This is a genomic window from Nonomuraea sp. NPDC049269 (assembly GCF_043197155.1).
Classification (GTDB): Bacteria; Actinomycetota; Actinomycetes; order Streptosporangiales; family Streptosporangiaceae; genus Nonomuraea.
This window is the reverse complement of record NZ_JBICSO010000002.1, coordinates 226,387-244,168: the sequence shown is the minus strand read 5'-3', so window position 1 is coordinate 244,168 and position 17,782 is coordinate 226,387. Positions and strand designations below refer to the sequence as shown.

At 70.8% G+C, this 17,782-nt stretch carries 16 protein-coding genes; 7 read left to right on the top strand and 9 right to left on the bottom strand.

Features of this window, described 5'->3' with window-relative positions:
• Positions 1-20 precede the first annotated feature (20 nt).
• Together ACGFNP_RS10610 and ACGFNP_RS10605 are read right to left on the bottom strand one after the other, a co-directional pair.
• Positions 21-443: a hypothetical protein gene (locus ACGFNP_RS10610; RefSeq protein WP_358340963.1), complete on the bottom strand. Its 423-nt coding sequence runs from the start codon at positions 441-443 to the stop codon at positions 21-23.
• A 2-nt stretch (positions 444-445) separates the two neighbouring features.
• Positions 446-697, bottom strand: coding sequence for a hypothetical protein (locus ACGFNP_RS10605; RefSeq protein ID WP_358340961.1), 252 nt, complete (start codon positions 695-697; stop codon positions 446-448).
• A gap of 49 nt (positions 698-746) precedes the next feature.
• Between ACGFNP_RS10605 and ACGFNP_RS10600 the strand changes: the two genes are divergently transcribed.
• A complete protein-coding gene (locus ACGFNP_RS10600) occupies positions 747-1,661 on the top strand; it encodes an aminoglycoside phosphotransferase family protein (RefSeq protein WP_393317065.1) in 915 nt (304 codons plus the stop codon).
• Positions 1,662-1,694: 33 nt separating this feature from the next.
• Here the strand turns inward: ACGFNP_RS10600 and ACGFNP_RS10595 are convergent, their stop codons facing one another.
• Positions 1,695-2,549, bottom strand: coding sequence for an NADP-dependent oxidoreductase (locus ACGFNP_RS10595; protein ID WP_393317062.1), 855 nt, complete (start codon positions 2,547-2,549; stop codon positions 1,695-1,697).
• Positions 2,550-2,751: 202 nt separating this feature from the next.
• Between ACGFNP_RS10595 and ACGFNP_RS10590 the strand changes: the two genes are divergently transcribed.
• Genes ACGFNP_RS10590 through ACGFNP_RS10580 form a run of 3 tightly spaced genes read left to right on the top strand, consistent with a single transcriptional unit; the run spans position 2,752 to position 10,247 of the window.
• Positions 2,752-3,306 (top strand): hypothetical protein, encoded by a 555-nt coding sequence (locus ACGFNP_RS10590; RefSeq protein ID WP_358340955.1) that lies wholly within the window; start codon positions 2,752-2,754, stop codon positions 3,304-3,306.
• Positions 3,306-5,402, top strand: coding sequence for an SPFH domain-containing protein (locus tag ACGFNP_RS10585; RefSeq protein ID WP_358340953.1), 2,097 nt, complete (start codon positions 3,306-3,308; stop codon positions 5,400-5,402). The genes ACGFNP_RS10590 and ACGFNP_RS10585 overlap by 1 nt, the downstream gene beginning before the upstream one ends.
• Before the next feature lie 6 nt (positions 5,403-5,408).
• The gene (locus ACGFNP_RS10580) at positions 5,409-10,247 is read left to right on the top strand and encodes a DNA repair ATPase (protein WP_393317057.1); all 4,839 of its coding nucleotides are present in this window, start codon (positions 5,409-5,411) and stop codon (positions 10,245-10,247) included.
• Positions 10,248-10,251: 4 nt separating this feature from the next.
• Here the strand turns inward: ACGFNP_RS10580 and ACGFNP_RS10575 are convergent, their stop codons facing one another.
• On the bottom strand, positions 10,252-10,728 hold the full coding sequence (locus ACGFNP_RS10575; RefSeq protein ID WP_393317054.1) for a MarR family winged helix-turn-helix transcriptional regulator: 477 nt from the start codon (positions 10,726-10,728) through the stop codon (positions 10,252-10,254).
• A gap of 51 nt (positions 10,729-10,779) precedes the next feature.
• On the opposite strand from ACGFNP_RS10575, the gene ACGFNP_RS10570 reads away from it, so the two are divergent.
• A complete protein-coding gene (locus ACGFNP_RS10570; RefSeq protein ID WP_393317051.1) occupies positions 10,780-11,925 on the top strand; it encodes an FAD-dependent monooxygenase in 1,146 nt (381 codons plus the stop codon).
• Here the strand turns inward: ACGFNP_RS10570 and dapA are convergent.
• Positions 11,887-12,765, bottom strand: coding sequence for a 4-hydroxy-tetrahydrodipicolinate synthase (dapA, locus tag ACGFNP_RS10565; protein ID WP_393317048.1), 879 nt, complete (start codon positions 12,763-12,765; stop codon positions 11,887-11,889). The genes ACGFNP_RS10570 and dapA overlap by 39 nt on opposite strands.
• 70 nt (positions 12,766-12,835) lie before the next feature.
• On the opposite strand from dapA, the gene ACGFNP_RS10560 reads away from it, so the two are divergent.
• On the top strand, positions 12,836-13,705 hold the full coding sequence (locus ACGFNP_RS10560; RefSeq protein ID WP_358340944.1) for a LysR substrate-binding domain-containing protein: 870 nt from the start codon (positions 12,836-12,838) through the stop codon (positions 13,703-13,705).
• Here the strand turns inward: ACGFNP_RS10560 and ACGFNP_RS10555 are convergent.
• Complete coding sequence (locus ACGFNP_RS10555) at positions 13,686-14,342, bottom strand: TetR/AcrR family transcriptional regulator (RefSeq protein ID WP_393317045.1); 657 nt, start codon at positions 14,340-14,342, stop codon at positions 13,686-13,688. The genes ACGFNP_RS10560 and ACGFNP_RS10555 overlap by 20 nt on opposite strands.
• 81 nt (positions 14,343-14,423) lie before the next feature.
• Between ACGFNP_RS10555 and ACGFNP_RS10550 the strand changes: the two genes are divergently transcribed.
• The gene (locus ACGFNP_RS10550; RefSeq protein ID WP_393317042.1) at positions 14,424-15,377 is read left to right on the top strand and encodes a zinc-binding alcohol dehydrogenase family protein; all 954 of its coding nucleotides are present in this window, start codon (positions 14,424-14,426) and stop codon (positions 15,375-15,377) included.
• Here ACGFNP_RS10550 and ACGFNP_RS10545 read toward each other — a convergent pair.
• From ACGFNP_RS10545 to ACGFNP_RS10535, 3 genes are read right to left on the bottom strand one after another with little or no spacing between them, the layout of a single operon-like run.
• Positions 15,374-15,928: a TetR/AcrR family transcriptional regulator gene (locus tag ACGFNP_RS10545; protein ID WP_393317039.1), complete on the bottom strand. Its 555-nt coding sequence runs from the start codon at positions 15,926-15,928 to the stop codon at positions 15,374-15,376. The genes ACGFNP_RS10550 and ACGFNP_RS10545 overlap by 4 nt on opposite strands.
• Complete coding sequence (locus ACGFNP_RS10540) at positions 15,921-16,757, bottom strand: alpha/beta fold hydrolase (RefSeq protein WP_393317036.1); 837 nt, start codon at positions 16,755-16,757, stop codon at positions 15,921-15,923. Before ACGFNP_RS10540 ends, ACGFNP_RS10545 begins: the two co-directional genes overlap by 8 nt.
• 58 nt (positions 16,758-16,815) lie before the next feature.
• Positions 16,816-17,772: a serine hydrolase domain-containing protein gene (locus tag ACGFNP_RS10535; RefSeq protein ID WP_358340935.1), complete on the bottom strand. Its 957-nt coding sequence runs from the start codon at positions 17,770-17,772 to the stop codon at positions 16,816-16,818.
• Positions 17,773-17,782: the final 10 nt, after the last annotated feature.

Below are 17,782 nucleotides of genomic sequence, written 5' to 3'. Positions count from 1 at the left end.
TCCTGGCCAAGCACTCGGGGTCAGAGCCAGTTGACCGGGACGTCCGGGCAGAGTCGCTGGTAGGGGCTGGCGTCGCGAGTGATGATGCGCCAGTCGGTGGCGTTGCCCACGTCGGTGCGGCGGTGTGATGCGGCGAGTGCGGTGTGAGCGGCCGGTAGCGAGGCGACGTCGTGTTCCGCCGCCAGGGAGCCGACGGTGACGGCGTCATCCCTGTCGAGGGTGTCGACGTGGTGGGCGATCATGTACAGCAGGCCCTGCAGGCGTTCGCGGGCGGGTTCGGTGCGGACCTGGCGGGCGGCCTCGGCGGCGACGATCGTGGGGATGACGATGGGGTAGCCGCGGCGGACGGCTTCGCCGATGATCACTTCGATCTCGATGTCCTTGGCGAGCCAGTCGGTGAGGGCGGCGTGGTCGAGGACCAGGCCGGTGTCCAGGAAGCGCACGGCTATCGGTGGCTCTCCTCGATGCGGTCGAACATGGCGCGGACGCGGGCGAGCGTGTCGGCGGGGGCGTCGTTGAGGTCATAGCCGACGAGCTCGCGCCAGGCTGCCATTCTGCGATCTCGGTCGAGCTTCTCGGCGACGGCTTCGTCTATGTAGGTGGAGACGGTGACGCCGTGGGCGGCGGCGGCTTGCTTGAGTTGCCTGCCGACGTCCTCGGTGTGGGAGAAGCTGGTCCGCTTGTCCTTCGTCTGCATACGATTGAGGATAACACTGCATACGTTTCGCCTGCGGCAGACTGGGTGGGTGGAGATCGTGGTGCCTGCTGCTTTGACCGAGTTTCACGTGAAGCATGATGGAGAGGCCGGGCGGGCCTGGTCGGCCGGGTTGCCCGCGCTGGCGGAGCGGTATCTCGAGCGATGGGAGCTGCGTCTCGATGGCGAGCCCGCGCACGGGATGGTGTCGCTGGTGCTGCCCGTGGTGCGGGCCGATGGCACGCGGGCGGCGCTCAAGCTGCAACCCGTGAGCCACGAGAACGTCGGCGAGGGGCCGGGCCTGCGGGCCTGGGCGGGTGACGGGTCGGTGCTGCTGCTCGACGAGGACCCCGCCACCGGCACCCTGCTGCTCGAACGGCTCGACGCCGAGCATCCGCTGTCGGCCGAACCCGATGTCATGAAGGCGCTCGGGATCCTCACCGAGTTGCTCCGGCGGCTGGTGGCGCTGCCCGCCCCCGAGGGGATGCGGCGGTTGGGGGATATCGCGGGTGACATGCTCGGCCGTGTCCCCGAGGCGGTGGCGGGGTTGCGCAGGGAGCGGGATCGGGACTGGTTACGGGTCTGCGCGGGGGCGGTGCGCGAGCTCGTGGGTGAGCCGGGCGATCGGTTGCTGCATTGGGACCTGCACTACGACAACGTACTGGCCGGGGAACGGGAGCCGTGGCTGGCCATCGATCCCAAGCCGCTCGCCGGGGACCCCGGGTTCGACCTGTTGCCCGCGCTGCACAACCGGTGGGCGGAGGCCGTGGCGACGGGGGATGTACGGCGGGCGGTTCTGCGGCGGTTCGACTTCATGGTGGACGGGCTCGGGCTGGACCGGCAGCGGGCTGCGGGGTGGACGCTCGGCCGGGTGCTGCAGAACTCGCTCTGGGACGTGGCGCGCGGCGAGCGGGAGCTCCACGAGATCCAGCTCGCCGTGGCCGAAGCGGTCCGTCAACGCCTCTAGGACAACAGGCTGCCGATCAACACCGGTGTGCGGTCAGATGAGGAGGGCAAGCTTGCCGCGACCATGGCCCGTCTCGATCTCGCGGTGCGCGTCCGCCGCATCCTCCAGCCGGTACGTCCGCCGGATCAGGAACTTCAGCTCCCCCTTCGCATAAAGCGCGGCATACCGGCCGAGACGCTCAGCCGTACGGACACCCCGTGTGGTCATGACCCCCAACCCGGCCGCCTTGCCATGCTCGACCAGCGTGAGCACGCGACCAGGGTCCTGAACCAGCTCCAGCGAGACGTCCAGCGCCGCGCCACCCGCTCCGTCGAGGGCCAGGTCCACCCCGCCCGGCGCGAGCGCCCGTACGCGGGAGGCGAGGCCCTCCCCGTACACGACCGGGATCGCGCCGAGGTCGCGCAGGTAGGCGTGGTTCTCCTCGCGAGCGGTCCCGATGACGGTGGCGCCCCTGCCGACAGCGATCTGGACTGTGGCCGTGCCGACCGCTCCGGCGGCGCCGTGGATGAGGAGCGTGTCACCGGCGACCGGGTTCAGCTGGTCGATGGCGATCTCGGCGGTCTGCACCGCGGCGGTCAGCGCACCCGCCACCTCCCAGGGCACACCCGGCGGCTTGGGCGTCACGTCGGTGGCGGGGACCACGATGTACTCGGCGTAGCTGTTCAGTAGCGAGAATCCGAGCACCTCCTCCCCCACACCCAGCGTCACATCCGGACCCACCTGGTCGACCACGCCCGCGAACTCGTTGCCGGGGACCCGCGGCAACGGGTCCGTCAAGCCGGGCGGCGTCCACCCGGCACGTACCGCGGCGTCGAAGGGCTGAACCCCGGCGGCCTTGATCCGCACCCGGACCTGTCCCGGCCCCGCCTCCGGCATGGGCCGGGACATCAGGCGAAGCACCTCAGGTCCCCCGAACTCGGCAAACGCCGCAGCTTTCATGAAATTTCCGTTGGTCATAGAGCCGACCCTGCATCCCCAACCACACTTGAGGTCAAGCCATATCGCAGTTCGGGAACTTTCAGCTTTAGTCCGGCTTTATCTGTATATAGTCCGACGGGGGCACAGCAGGGGACGGGGTAACCAGGGTCTGATGACCGAGTTCTTACATGTCGCGCTGAGCTTCCCGACGGTCGTATTCACCTTCCTTCTCGTCGTGGTGGCCGGCTACTGGTTCATTGTCATATCCGGCCTTTTCGACTTCGAAGACGGCGAAGCGCCCTGGCTGGGGCTGGGCGGAGTGCCTGCCGGGATCGCGCTGTCGCTGCTGATCGCACTGGCCTGGCTGCTCACCTTGATCGGCAGCCAGGTGGCGCAGGGGGTCGCACTGCTGGCCGTACCCATCCTTGCCCTGCTCGGGGCCTGGTTGGGCATGCGGGGCCTGCTCATCCCGCTGCGCCGGCTGTTCCCCGACGCGCGGCGGCCGTCACGCGGTGACTTCGTCGGCCGGATGTGCGTGATCCGGACCGGCCACGCGGGCGCCGACTTCGGCCAGGCCGAAGTCACCGCGCCCGACGGCTCCTCGGCGGTCGTCCAGGTCAGGACGACCGGCCAGGACCGCCTTGCGCGCGGCGACAACGCGCTCATCTTCGAATACGACGCCAACGGCGAATTCTTCTGGGTCATGCCTTACGAAAGCGAGCACTGATGGACGTCATCTCCACCGGATTCGGCATATTCCTCGCCGTCGTGCTGGTCATCGTGATCGGCCTGCTTGCCGCCATCAGCCGCCTTTTCCGGAAGGTCGAGCAGGGCAAGGCGCTGATCATCTCGAAGGTCAACAAGGTCGACGTGACGTTCACCGGAGCCACCGTGCTCCCCGTCTTTCACAAGGCCGAGGTCATGGACATCTCGGTGAAGACCATCGAGATCGAGCGGACCGGCCGCGAGGGGCTGATCTGCCAGGACAACATCAGGGCCGATATCAAGATCACATTCTTCGTACGCGTCAACAAGACAGCCGAGGACGTCATCAAGGTCGCCCAGGCCATCGGCACCGTACGGGCCAGCGACGAGTCGACGTTGCAGGAGCTGTTCAGCGCGAAGTTCTCCGAGGCGCTCAAGACCGCCGGCAAGCAGCTCGACTTCGTGGATCTGTACACCAAGCGTGACGAGTTCCGCGACCAGATCGTCCGGCTCATCGGCACCGACCTCAACGGCTACAGCCTGGAGGACGCGGCCATCGACTACCTGGAGCAGACCTCGCTGAACGCGCTGGACAAGAGCAACATCCTCGACGCCCAGGGCATCCGCAAGATCACCGAACTGACCGCGATCGAGCACGTACGGACCAACGAGTTCCAGCGCAGCGAAGAGAAGGAGATCACCCGCCAGAACGTGGACGCCCGCGAGGCGATCCTGGAGCTGCAGCGCCGGCAGGCCGACGCCGAGATCAAGCAGCATCGGGAGATCGAGACCATGAAGGCCCGTGAGGAGGCGGAGATCGCCCGGGTGGCGGCCGAGGAGCGGCTGAAGTCGCAGTCCGCCAACATCAAGACCGACGAGCAGCTCGGCGTCCAGCACGAGAACCGGGCCCGCGAGGTCGCCGTCGCGGAGAAGAACCGCGAGCGGGTGATCGCGATCGAGACCGAGCGGATCGAGAAGGACCGCATGCTGGAGGTCATCGCCCGCGAGCGGGAGACCGAGCTGTCGCGGATCGCCAAGGACAAAGAGGTCGAGACCGAGAAGCGGTCGATCGCCGAGGTGGTACGCGAGCGGATCGCCGTCGACAAGACGGTGGCCGAGCAGGAGGAGAGCATCAAGCGGCTGCGCGTGGTCGAGGAGGCCGAGCGCACCCGCCAGGTCGTGATCATCGCCGCCGAGGCCGAGGCGCAGGAGAACCTGGTCAAGGACATCAAGGCGGCCGAGGCCGCCGAGACCGCGTCGAAGTTCAAGGCCCGCGAGGAGCTGACGCTCGCCGAGTCCAGGCAGCAGGCCGCCGAGCTGGACACTCGGGCCAAGATCAGGCTGGCCGAGGGCGTACAGGCCGAGTCGGCGGCTGCCGGGCTGGCTCAGGTCCAGGTCAGGGAGCGCGACGCGGAGGCGATCGAGAAGGTCGGCCGCGCGGAGGCGGTGGCCCTGGCCGAGAAGCTGCGGGCCGAGGCGGAGGGCGCCAGGTCCATGGCCACGATCGAGGGCGACCGGCTCAAGGCACGGGCCGAAGGCGAGCAGGCGATGGCCCTGGCCGCCGCGACCGCGGTGGGCGAGAAGCTCAAGGCCGAGGCCGAGGGTCTGACCGAGAAGGCGGCCGCGATGGCCGCGCTCGACGACGCGAGCCGGGCGCACGAGGAGTACCGCCTGCGGCTGGAGGCCGACACGGAGGTACGCCTCAAGCAGATCGACGTCACCCGGCAGGTGGCGGAGTCGCAGGCCAGCGTCCTGGCCGCCGGCCTGGCCAAGGCGAACATCGACATCGTCGGCGGCGACACGATGTTCTTCGACAAGGTGGTGGGCTCGATCACCGCGGGCAAGGTGGTGGACGGGTTCGTGGAGCACTCGCAGGTCGCGGGCTCGCTGGCCGCGCCGTACCTCAACGGGTCGGCCAGTCTCGCGGGTGACCTCAGCGCGCTGGTCGGCGGGGTGAGCACCGAGGACCTGAAGAACCTGACCGTGTCGGCGCTGCTGATGCGGCTCATCCAGAACGGCGGGCCCGACTCGGCCCCGCTGGGCGAGCTCCTGGAGACGGCCCGCCGCCTGGGCGTGGCCGACTCCCCGGTGGCCGCGCTCGCCGCCGCGAAGGTCTGATCGCGCGTGACCGACGACGCACAGCGCCAGGGCTCCCGTACGGCGGAGCCCGGCGCGACCGGCCTGGCGGCCGGGACCTACGAGGTGCTCAAGTCCCGGCTGGAAGCGCAGGCCAAGGCCCTGGCCAGAGCGGCCGAGGCGGTCAACGCCGAGCGCCTGACCGTCTTCGGCGGCACGGAGCTCCGCCTGCTCGGCACCGAACGCATCCGTACGGACAACAACTGCGTCCCCCGGGACATCGTCTCGCTGGGCGGGGTCATGCTGTTCGGCTACAACGTGTTCATCGGGCTGAAGCCCGAGACCACGGTCGCCGACGTCTTCTCCGTGCACCGCTTCACCAGGGACGGCGACGCCTTCAGGTTCGACCCCGACCGGCTCGCGGCCCTCGACGATCCGGCGTTCCAGAAGGACTTCGCCGAGCTGTACCGCTACTACAAGGAGTCCAGGCTCCACCATCTGAGGCGCGTCGAGGGCAAGCTGCTGGCCGTCTTCCAGACCGGCCCGGCCGACACCCGGGTCTTCAGATGGACGGTCGACCCCCAAGGAATCACGAAATATCAGGACAACAGGGGGGAGCGGGACCATGCCTTCCCGCCCTCGCACGACTTCGTGTGGACCCCGGCCACCCGGGACGACCACGTGCTCGGCCGTCACCCGCACATCTCCATCCGCGACGAGGTGTTCGTCGAAACGGTCGGCGGCGACCTGACCATCAAGATCGAGAACAACACCGAGACCGGCGAGGGCATCTACGCCGAGCCCGTCACCGAACCCCTCCAGAGTCTCGCCGACGCCGACGTCGAGCACACCGTCATCGGCCCGCTCATCCTGATCAGGATCCGCCCGTACAAGGAGACCGGCTGGCGCCACCTGGTCTTCAACATCCGCACCAAGGCCGTGACCAGGCTCGACGGCATCGGCCAGGCGTGCCAGCGCCTCCCGGAGGACCAGGGGCTGATCTTCCCCGGTGGCTACTACCTGGCCACCGGGGTCAGCAAGACGTTCGACACCGATGTCACGGACCTGGAGTTCGACCGCGTGGTCCGCTCCCCCAACGGCGAGGACGTCCTGTACGTCTTCCACGCCAGGGGCGACGGCCGCTCACTGCTCCTGCCGTACAACGTCATCAGGAAGGAGGTGGCGAACCCCATCGTCTGCCACGGCTACTCCCTGTTCGACGACGGCACGATGGTGGTCTTCCGCGCCACCTCCGAGGAGCCGACGCGGGTCCACCCCATGCAGGTCTGGCAGACGCCGTACGTCTCCGACACCTACGCCGCCGCCCAGCCCACCGGCACCGGCCCGCTGGAGCGCATCGGCAACGCCGAGCTGGTGCGCGGCATCTCCGACTGCCTGTCGGTGGCCCGCATGATCGGCGAGATGGCGCCGTCGGCGGCCACGTTCGAGGCGCTGATCGCCGCCTGCACGCGGGCCTTCGACCACTACCACTGGCTCGGCGAGCAGGGCCTGCGCGGCCCGCTCGCCGACGTACGGGCCACCGCCGAGCAGGTGCTCGACGAGTACGAGCACGTGGAGGCGCTCACCCGCCAGGCCGCCCGCACCCTCGCCGAGGCCGCGGAGGAGACCACCCGGCTCGTACGGCAGGCACGCGGCGACACCCCCGCCACCGCCGACGCCTGGGTGACGCTGCTGGCCACGTTGCGCCGGGCCCAGGGCCGCCTGGTGACGCTGCGCGAGGTCCGCTACCTGGACCTCGCCCGGCTCGACACGCTGGCCGGATCACTGGCCGAGGAGCTGGTCTCCGCAGGACAGCGGGCGGTGGCGTTCCTCCAGGGAGCCGACGCGTTCACCGGCTACCACCAGGCGGTGGAGGGGCTGGCCGCCGAGGCCGCCGCGATCACCACGGTGGCCGAGGCCGAGCCCGTCACGGAACGCCTGGCCACCCAGTCGGAGGGGCTGGAGGTCGTCACCGAGGTCGTGGGCTCGCTCGAGATCGCCGACGCCACCGTACGCACCTCCATCCTGGAACGCATCGCCGAAGTGCTCGGCGGCGTGAATCGGGCGCGGGCCGTCCTGGAAGGTCGCCGGCGCGAGCTGCTGGGGGCCGAGGGGCGGGCGGCGTTCGCGGCCGAGTTCGCGCTGCTCGGGCAGGCCATCACCGGCGCGCTGGCCGTGGCGGACACGCCGGAGCGGTGCGACGAGCAGCTCGGCAGGCTGATGCTGCGGCTGGAGGCGCTGGAGACGCGTTTCGGCGAGTTCGACGACTTCGCCGCCCGGCTCGCGGGCAAGCGGGACGACGTCTACGAGGCGTTCTCGGCCCGCAAGCAGACGCAGCTGGACGAGCTGGCCCGCCGGGCCGACCGGATCTTCGCCTCGGCAGAGCGCATCCTGGGCAGCGTCACCCGACGGCTGCCGTCGCTGGGCTCGCTCGACGAGGTCAACACCTTCTTCGCCACCGACCCGATGGTGGCCAAGCTCCGCTCGGTCTCCGTCGAGCTGCGCGGGCTCGGCGACGCCGTACGGGCCGAGGAGCTGGAGGGCAGGGTCAAGGCCGCGCAGCAGGAGGCGGGCCGGGCCCTGCGCGACCGCCTCGACCTGTTCTCGGACGGCGGCGAGACGCTGCGCCTGGGCCGGCACCGGTTCGCGGTCAACACCCAGCCCATCGACCTCACGCTGGTGCCGCACGACGGCGCCATGCACTTCGCCATCACCGGCACCGACTACCGGTCCCCGGCCCCCGCCTCGTTCGCCGATACCCAGCCGTTCTGGGACCAACTGCTCGCCTCCGAGACGCCGGAGGTCTACCGCGCCGAGCACCTGGCCGCCTCGCTGCTCGACGTGGCGGTGCCGGGCGGGCCGCTCCAGGACCTCGTACGGCAGACGGCCGAAGAGCGCTACGACGAGGGGTACGAGCGCGGCGTCCACGACCACGACGCGACCGCCATCCTCGACACGCTGCTCCGGCTCCGGGAGGGAGCGGGGCTGCTGCGGTATCCGCCGGATGCGCGGGCAGCGGCGCAGCTGTACTGGGCGTTCGGGACGGACGAGGTTTCACGTAAAACATTCGCCACAAGGGCCGTGTCGCTGGTGCGCGCCCGCACGGTCTTCGGCCCGACTCCGGAGCTGACCGCTCTGGCAACGGAACTGGGCTCGCACATCGCCGCGTTCCACCCGGGGCCCGGCGAGACGGCCGCGCTGGCCGGGGAGTACCTCGTCGAGGAGCTCGCCACCCAGCCCGCCGGCTTCGTGACCAGCGCGGCGGCCCGTAGCCTCCTCCAGGGCTTCCACCAGGCGCTCGGCCCGGCCAGGTCACGCGAGTTCGAGGAGGAGATCAAGGCCGTGGCGCCGCCCGATCGGCTGGAGCTGGCCCGGGCCTGGATCGGCGCCTTCGGCACGGGCCCCGAGGTGCCCGAGTCCATCGCCGTACAGCTCTGCGACCTGCCCCGGCACGACTCCAGCGCCGCGCTGACCGCCACTGTGGAGGGTCTGCTCGGCACCCACCCGCGCATCGCCGACCGCAAGCTGGAACTGCGGCTGGACGAGACCCTGGCCAGGACCCGCCGCTTCCGCACCGAACGCGTCCCCGCCTACCGCGCCTACCAGAGGCGGCGCACCGAGCTGGTGGCCACCGAGCGGACCCGGCTGCGGCTGGAGGAGTACCGGCCCAAGGTCATGAGCGCGTTCGTCCGCAACAGGCTGCTCGACGAGGTGTACCTGCCGCTGATCGGCGACAACCTGGCCAAGCAGCTCGGCGCCGCCGGAGCGGACAAGCGGACCGACCAGATGGGCCTGCTGCTGCTCATCTCGCCGCCCGGCTACGGCAAGACGACGCTGATGGAGTACGTCGCCAGCCGCCTCGGCCTGGTCTTCGTCAAGGTGAACGGCCCGGCGCTCGGCCACGCCGTCACCTCGCTCGACCCGGCGGAGGCGCCCGACGCGACGGCCAGGCAGGAGGTCGAGAAGATCTCCTTCGCCCTGGAGACCGGCAACAACACGCTGCTGTACCTGGACGACATCCAGCACACCTCGCCCGAGCTGCTGCAGAAGTTCATCTCGCTGTGTGACGCCCAGCGCCGCATCGAGGGCGTCTGGAACGGCCGGACCCGCACGTACGACCTACGTGGCAAGCGGTTCGCGGTGTGCATGGCGGGCAACCCGTACACCGAGTCGGGCCGGCGCTTCCGCATCCCCGACATGCTGGCCAACCGCGCCGACGTGTGGAACCTCGGCGACGTGCTGTCGGGCAGGGAAGAGCTGTTCGCGCTGAGCTACATCGACAACGCGCTCACCTCCAACCCGGTGCTGGCGCCGCTCTCCGCCCGTGACCGGGCCGACGTCGAGCTGCTGGTACGCCTGGCCCGCGGCGACCAGACCGCGCGGCCGGACCAGCTCCGGCACCCGTACGCCAAGACCGAGCTGGACCAGATCCTCAGCGTGCTGCGGAAGCTGGTGCGGGTGCAGGAGGTCGTGCTGGCCAACAACCAGGCCTACATCGCCTCGGCCGGGCAGTCCGACGCCGCCCGCACCGAGCCGCCGTTCCGCCTGCAGGGCTCGTACCGGAACATGAACAAGCTGGCCGAGCGGATCGTGCCCGCCATGAACGACGCCGAGCTGGAGGCGGTCATCGACGACCACTACCTCGGCGAGGCCCAGACCCTGACCAGCGACGCGGAGGCCAACCTGCTCAAGCTCGCCGAGCTCCGCGGCCGCCTCACCCCCGAGCAGGCGGCCCGCTGGCGCGACATCAAGGCGGCCTTCCTGCGCGCCGAAGCGCTCGGCGGCGCCGAGGACGACCCGATGACCAGGGCCGTGGGCGCCATCGGCCTGCTCGCGGACCGGGTCGGCGAGGTCGGCACGGCCATCAGGCAGAACGCGGCGGACTGACGCGTCACTGCGACGAGGTCAGCTCCGCCGTGCAGGTGCGCTGGATGGCCGTGGCCCGGTCGAGGAAGTCGAGGATCAACTCCAGCTGCTCGTCCGAGTAGCTGGAGTACAGCTCGGTCAGCCCGGCCACGAACGGAGCGAAGAGCTCGGCGCCCCCGGCCAGCTGCTCGTGGTTGACCTCGACGATCACCCGCCGCCGGTCCTTGGGGTCGCGGGTGCGGCGCACCAGCCACTTGCCCTCCAGCCGGTCGATGAGCCCGCTCACCGAGGCGGGCGCGAGACCGGTGTGCTTCGAGAGCTCTCCCGCGGTCAGCGGACCCAGCCGTTGTAGCAGGTCAAGGGCCTTCTCCTCGGTCATCCCCACGCCCAGCCGCTCGCCGATGGCGGTGTGGAACATCACCGCGGCGTTGCTGTTGTCCCGACCGGCCACGAACAGGGCTTCGAGCAATTTCTTTCGGTGTTCCGAAATATCTCTGGACACGGTCCTCCTTCCCGGCATATATTTCGTTCGACCGAACGAAAGGTTATCACCATGAAGGCTCTGATCATAGGTTGCGGCATCGGTGGTCCGGCAACCGCGATGGCCCTGCGCGCGGCCGGCATCGACGCCGCGATCTTCGAGGCGTACCAGGACAAGGCGGAAGGCGTCGGCTCGTTCCTCAACGTCGCCTCGAACGGCTTGGACGCCCTGCGGGTGCTGGGCGCGCACCGCGGGGTGATGGCCGCCGGCATCCCCACCCCGCACATGGTCATGTGGAGCGGCTCCGGCAAGCGCCTCGGCGAGGTGGCCAACGGCCTGCCGCTCGACGACGGCACGGTGAGCCACACGATCCTGCGCTCCGACCTCTACCGCATCGTCCGCGACGAGGCCGTCTCCCGCGGCATCCCGATCTCGTACGGCAAGCGCCTGGTCTCCTTCGACGACACGGGCGACCAGGTGACCGCCCGCTTCGAGGATGGGACGGAGGAGACGGGCGACGTGCTGATCGCCGCCGACGGCGTGCACTCGCGTACCCGCGCCCTGCTCGACCCCGGCGCGCCCGCGCCCCGCTACAGCGGCCTGTACAGCTTCGGCGGGATCGTCCGCGACGGCGACTTCACGGGCGAGCCGGGGGTCTACAACATGGTGTTCGGCAAGCGCGCGTTCTTCGGCTACACCGTGACCGTCTCCGGGGAGACCTGGTGGTTCGCCAACCTGCCGCGCGAACTCGGGGACGTACCGCCGGACTGGAAGCCGCTGCTGGTCGAGGCGTTCAAGGACGACGCGAACTTCTCCGCCGAGCTGGTCAGCCGCTCCAAGGTGGACCTGGCGCTGCCGGTCTACGACCTGCCGCCGCTGCGGACCTGGCACAAGGGGCGGGTGGTGCTCACCGGCGACGCCGCGCACGCCACCTCTCCGAGCGCGGGGCAGGGCGCCTCGCAGGCCATCGAGGACGCCATCGTACTGGCCAGATGCCTGCGGGACGCGGCGGACCACCGGGAGGCGTTCGAGCGGTTCGAGGCCGAGCGGCGCGAGCGCGCCGAACGGGTCGTGGCCTACTCGCGGACGATCAGCAACAGCAAGGCCGCGGGACCCGTCGGCCGGGTGTTCCGCGACCTGATGATGCCGTTCTTCCTCAAGAAGACGGCCAGCCAGGAGTCACTGTCCTGGATGTACCGCCACCACGTCAGCCTGTGAGACGGCCCCCGGGCTCGCGGGGAGCAGCGGCAGGCGCACGTCCGGGGTCGGGATGAGGCCCCGGGCGTGCAGGACCCCCTTGATGACGGTCGGGTTCGGCTCGGCGAACAGCGCGGCCGACAGCCGGGCGAGCCGGTGACCCAGCGCCCGGCCCCTGACCACGTCACCCGCGCGCCACGCCGCGACCAGCTCGGCGAACCGGTCGGTGGCCAGATGCGCCGAGGCCAGGATGCCGCCCGCGGCGCCCAGCGCCAGCAGCGGCGAGATGAACAGGTCGTCGCCGCCCAGCACCTCGAACCCCTCAGGCAGGTCCCCGAGCAGGTCCACGGCGTCCTGGTCGATCCCGCCGGCCGCGTACTTCACCCCGGCGATCATCGGGTGCCCGCCCAGGTGACGCAGGGTCGCCGCACTCACGGCCTGCCCGGTCCGGTAGGGAATGTGATAGATCACCAGCGGTACCGGCGTCTCCTCCGCCAGCGCCTCGAAGTGCGCGACGACACCGCGCTCCGAGGGCCGCAGGAAGTACGGCACGGTCACCAGGGCGGCGGAGACCCCTTCGGGCAGCTCCTTCAGCGCCACGGCCGTCGAGCGCGTGTCGTTGCCGGAGATGCCGACGGTCAGCGGCACCTCGCGTTCCGCGCAGACCCGGACGCAGACCTCGATTACCCGCGCCCGCTCGGCGGGCGTCAGCGCCGCGACCTCTCCGGTCGTGCCCAGCGCGACCAGTCCGGCGGCGCCCTGGTCGAGAACGTGGCGGGCGAGCTTGTCGATCGCCTCGACGGCCACCTCGCCCGTCTCGGTGAACGGCGTGACCAGTGGCACATGAAGTCCTGTCAGCATGCTTCAGCCTGACCCGGAACGATACGTTAGGTCCAGCGCGGATTTCTGCTGTTGAGCTTAAGCTTGTCTGATGCTCGACCCTCGCAAGCTCCGCCTCCTGCGCGAACTCGCCCAGCGCGGCACCATCGCCGCGGTCGCCGAGGCGCTCAGCTTCACCCCCTCGGCGATCTCCCAGCAGCTCAGCGCCCTGGAGCGGGAGGCGGGCGTGGCGCTGCTGCGGCGCACGGGCCGTACGGTGACGCTGACGCCCGCCGGCCACCTGCTCGTCGAGCACGCGCAGGACGTACTCGAACAGTTGGAAAGGGCGTCCGCGGCGCTCGCCGCGGTGCGGAGCGGCCCGTCGGGGCCGCTGCGGGTCGGCGCGTTCCCCACGGCGGCGCGCGTGCTGCTGCCGCCCGCGCTCGCCGAGCTGTCCCGCGCGCATCCGGGCCTGCGGCCGATGGTCTCCGAGATCGACCCCGCCGACGTCTCGGCCGCGCTGCGGGCGGGTGAGGTGGACGTCGCGCTCGTGCACGAGTACGACTTCGTGCCACCGGTCACCGACGCGTCGCTGGAGACGGAGCCGCTGTTCGGGGAGCAGATGTACCTGACGAATCGCGCCACGATCGCCGACGCCCGTGACGACGCCTGGATCGTCGGCAAGCCGGGCACCCTGTGCCACGCGATGGCGATCCGGGCCTGCCAGGCGGCCGGTTTCGAGCCGCAGGTCCGTCACCGGATCGAGGACTTCGACACCGTGCTCGCCTTCGCCGCCGCCGGTCAGGGCGTGGCGCTCGTGCCACGCCTGGCCGCGCTCACGCCGCCGCACGGGGTGACGCTGACCGGGCTGCCACTCAGCCGCCGCACCCTGGCCGCCTTCCGCAGGGGGTACGGCGAGCATCCCGCGATCAAGGCGGCCGTCGCGGCCTTCCACACCGCGATCACCCACCTCCCTCTCTGAGCGGGTCTCCTTCCTCGCCGCGCAGGCCGACCCCCTCGCTGGGCGGGCGCCCGCCCTCGTTGAGCAGGCCCCTGGCCAGGTCGCCGAGGGTGGCCGCCACCCTTGCCGACTCGCCGCCGAGCAGCAGGCCGCTGATCGGCTCCGTGTGCAGCGTGCCGAGCAGGACGTGCCCGGCCAGCTCGGCGTCGAGATCCGGCCGCGCCTCGGCGATCAGCGCCGAGACGTGCTCATGCCACGCCACGTAGATCGGGTTGGCCAGCCGCGACCCGCCCCCGGCCTTCTGGGTCAGCCTCGCGTGCTCGTGCGCGGCCATCAACCCCGCGTTCCCGGCCGCCATCGCGACCACCGCGTCGAGGAAGGCGACCAGCCGTTCCCCCGCCGGAGCGCCCGGCCCCAGCGGCGGCGGCCCGTCCGCGACGTCCTGCTCCAGCGCGCGCGCCCGCTCCGCCATGAGCTCCTGCATGAGCCCGACCCGGCTGCCGAACCGGTGGAACACCGTCCCCTTGCCCACGCCCGCCGCGGCGGCGACCCGCTCGACGGAGACCTCTCCCGGCGGATGCTCGCGTAGCAGCGCCTCGGCGGCCTCCAGGATCGCCCGCCTGTTGCGTGCCGCGTCGGCCCGCTCCCGCCGTTCCATCAGATCATTGTTCCCCATAGACAAGTTGACCGACGGTCCATATATTAACTGGACCAACGGTTCATTTAGAAGGAGTGTCGCATGCGCGCGATCGTTGTCCACGAACTGGGCGGTCCCGAGGTGCTCAAGGTCGAGGACTGGCCGGAGCCGAAGGCGGGAGAAGGGCAGTTGGTCATCCGTACGCAGGCCATCGGGGTCAGCTACGCGGAGACCCAGATGCGGACGGGCGCCTTCCCGCTGCCGGTGCCGCTGCCCGTGGTGTTCGGCGCCGAGGCGGCCGGCGTGGTGACCGAGGTCGGGGCCGGAGTCGACGAGGCCCTGCTGGGCACCACGATCGCCTGCGTGACGGGCGGGGTCGGCTCCTACGCCGAGTACGCGGCGGTGCCCGCGTCGATGATCTGCCCGGTGCCCGAGGGCGTGTCGCCGGTCGACGCCGTCGCCGCCGCCGCGCCGGGCGCCATCGCGCTGGCGCTGCTGCACCGGGCCGGGCTCAAGGGCGGGGAGACCGTGCTGGTGGAGGCCGGGGCGAGCTCCATCGGGACGTACCTGTTGCGGCATGCCAAGGAGTTCGGCGCGGAACGGGTGATCGCCACCGCGGGCGCCCCGGCGAAGCGGGAGCGAGCCCGGCAGATGGGGGCCGACGAGGTCATCGATCACCGCGAACCCGGCTGGCCCGGCGAGTTGCCCGACGTGGACGTGGTCTTCGAGTCGATCGGCGGGGCGTCGGCCAAGGCGGTGCTCGATCACCTCACGCCCGGCTCCGGGCGCATGCTCTGCTACGGCTCGCTGAGCGGCGAACCCGCCGCGGTGGGCGCCGCCGATCTGTGGGCTCGCGGCGTGACCATCGTCGGGTGCGGCGGGCCCGCGTGGGGAGCCGAGGTGTTCGGCGTCCACTACCCGGAGATGCTGGCCAGGGTGGCCGACGGGCGCAGCCAGGCGCACGTCGCGGCCACGCTGCCGCTGGAGTCGGCCGCCGAGGCCCATCGCAGCCTCGAAGACCGCACCGCGCTGGGCAGGATCGTGCTGATCCCCTAACGGGGGGTGTGGAGGCCTGAGATGATCATGTGGGTCAGCAGGTCGTAGCTTTCGTCGAGCTTCTCGGGAAGCCCGAACGCGCCTGCCGCCTCCAGCACCGAGAAGCCGTGGGCGGCCGCGCGCAGGGAGCGCGCCGCGTGGATCGCGTCCGAGCCCTCCAGTCCGTACGCCCTGAGGGCCGCGAACAGGATGTCGATCAGCCGCGCCCCCGCCTCGGCCGTCGCCGGGTCCGGGACCTGGATCACCGCGGCGTAGCGTCCGGGATGCCGCGTGACGTATGAGCGCCAGGCCTCCATCAGCGCCCGCAGCGCGTCGTCGCCGGACCGGCCGAGCACGGCCGCGCCCACGTGCTCCGCCATCTCGTTCAGTATCCGCACGGACAGGAGTTCGCGCAGCTCGGCGAGGTTGCGCACGTGCTTGTACAGGGATGGGGTGGCCACACCCGCCCGCGCCGCCACCGCCGACAGGGTCAGCGCGGCGGGGCCCTCCTCATCGACGATGGCCACCGCGAGCGAGACGACCGCGTCAGGGGACAGCGCCGCCCTAGCCACGGACCTTCTCCTTGAGGAAGGACAGCATGGCCCCGGCGACCTCGTCGGGGAACTGCGCGTGCGGGTAGTGCCCGGCGCCCTCGATCATCGCGATCCTGCCGCGCCCCTCCGGCATGGCCGCGACGATGCCCTGAGCCTCAGCCTCGGGGCTCGCCCAGTCGGGGTCGAGGGTGCCCATGACGACCAGGGCGGGAACCTGGAGGTCCGGGAGCATGGAGCCGGCGTCGGTGGGCGCGGATCCGCCCATCTTGCCGACGACCGCCATCCGGCCCGGCCGGCGCAGGTCGGCTTCGAGCGCGGCGATGTACTCGGCGTGGTCGGCCGGCCTGGTGCCGGGGAAGGCGACGTCGAGGTAGCTCTTCCACAGCCCCACGCTGCGCAGGACGGCGGTGCCGAGGAGCCGCATCATGCCCTTGCGGTGGCGGGCGATCCGCATGCCCTTCAGGTCGATCTGCTGCGCCCGGGTGAACGGGCCGACCTCGACGACCGCGCTGACCAGGCTGCGATCCTGGGCCGCCGCGACAGTGGCGGCCCCGCCGGAGAACGAGTGGCCCACGACGACGGCGGGACCCGCACCCAGGTGGCGGATGAGCGCCAGGATGTCACCCGCGACGTCCACGCGGGTGTAGGAGTCCCAGCCGATGCTCGACTCGCCGTGGCCGCGGATGTCCAGGCTCGCCACCTGGTATCCGGCCGCCACGAGCTTCGGGATCAGGAAGCGGTACGCCTTCCTGCCGTCGCCCATGCCGTGCGCCAGCACGACCAGCGGGCCCTCGCCCGTCACGTCGTACGCGAGTTGTCCGCCCTCGTGCTTCAGGAACTCGGTCATGTCGCCCTCCTTGGCTAATGTCTATAGCCAGAAAGCTAATGCCTTTAGCTGGAGGCTGTCAAGCCTCCTGAAGGACCGCGTCGAGCACGGCCGCGGAGGTGGATTGTGCGAAGTTGTCGTAGTTTCCTGCGGTCATGGCCACGACCAGCCCGCGCTCGGGTGCCAAGTGCAGCACCTGGCCGCCGTTGCCGTGCGCGGAGAGCCCGGACTGCTCACCGGTGCCGACGTACCAGTGGTAGCTGTACGCGGACCTGTCGTCGATCCGCACGCGGGGCCGCGACAGCTCCTCGATCCAGCTCCGCGGCACGATCCCGCGCCCGCCGTCGAGCAGGAGCGTGCCGATGGCGGCCAGGTCGCGCGGCGTCAGCCGCAGCCCCGACGCCGCCATCTCGGCTCCGTCGCCGCCCCGCCCCCACTCGAACTCACCGATGCCCAGCGGCTCGAACAGCGCGCTCCTGGCGAACTCGGTCAGTGTCCGGCCGGTCCCCTTGGTGATGAGCCGCCCGATCAGGGCCGTCGCGCCGCCGCAGTACGTCCGCCGGAGCCCCGGCTCCTCGACGACGGGCCGCTCCAGCACGAAGCGGCAGCGGTCGGGCGCGTACTCCATCGCGATCTCGCTGTTGGCGGTGCTGGTGTACGGCACGCTCTCGTCCCACTCCAGCCCGAGTGTCATCGTCAGGGCATGCTCGACGGTGAGTCGGGCCCGCTGGGGGTCTCCGGCCAGGTCCGGATATTCCGGGAATTGAGCAAGCAAGCCCTCCTCCGGCGGCGCCACCAGCTTCTCGGCCAGCGCGATGCCGTACAGGAGCGAGACGACGCTCTTGGTGACGGACCGGACGTCGTGCAGCGTGTCCGGCTCGAACGTGACGTACCCGAGAGGCTCGTTGAGCTTGAAGTCCTCGCCCGCGCCGTACCGTTCGAGGGTGACCTGCCCGTTCTCGACGACCACGAGCCCGTGCAGGTTCGGCGCCTTACCCGCCCGCAGGACACTGTCCACCCGATCCGCCAACGTCATGACGATCTCC

What these genes read in the sequence shown, in the direction of transcription:
- ACGFNP_RS10560 (WP_358340944.1), top strand. Translation starts at nt 12,836, where the DNA reads ATGCTCGACCCTCGCAAGCTCCGCCTCCTGCGCGAACTCGCCCAGCGC.
- ACGFNP_RS10585 (WP_358340953.1), top strand. Translation starts at nt 3,306, where the DNA reads ATGGACGTCATCTCCACCGGATTCGGCATATTCCTCGCCGTCGTGCTG.
- dapA (WP_393317048.1), bottom strand. Translation starts at nt 12,765, where the DNA reads ATGCTGACAGGACTTCATGTGCCACTGGTCACGCCGTTCACCGAGACG.
- ACGFNP_RS10550 (WP_393317042.1), top strand. Translation starts at nt 14,424, where the DNA reads ATGCGCGCGATCGTTGTCCACGAACTGGGCGGTCCCGAGGTGCTCAAG.
- ACGFNP_RS10605 (WP_358340961.1), bottom strand. Translation starts at nt 697, where the DNA reads ATGCAGACGAAGGACAAGCGGACCAGCTTCTCCCACACCGAGGACGTC.
- ACGFNP_RS10540 (WP_393317036.1), bottom strand. Translation starts at nt 16,757, where the DNA reads ATGACCGAGTTCCTGAAGCACGAGGGCGGACAACTCGCGTACGACGTG.
- ACGFNP_RS10595 (WP_393317062.1), bottom strand. Translation starts at nt 2,549, where the DNA reads ATGTCCCGGCCCATGCCGGAGGCGGGGCCGGGACAGGTCCGGGTGCGG.
- ACGFNP_RS10535 (WP_358340935.1), bottom strand. Translation starts at nt 17,772, where the DNA reads ATGACGTTGGCGGATCGGGTGGACAGTGTCCTGCGGGCGGGTAAGGCG.
- ACGFNP_RS10570 (WP_393317051.1), top strand. Translation starts at nt 10,780, where the DNA reads ATGAAGGCTCTGATCATAGGTTGCGGCATCGGTGGTCCGGCAACCGCG.
- ACGFNP_RS10555 (WP_393317045.1), bottom strand. Translation starts at nt 14,342, where the DNA reads ATGGAACGGCGGGAGCGGGCCGACGCGGCACGCAACAGGCGGGCGATC.
- ACGFNP_RS10590 (WP_358340955.1), top strand. Translation starts at nt 2,752, where the DNA reads ATGACCGAGTTCTTACATGTCGCGCTGAGCTTCCCGACGGTCGTATTC.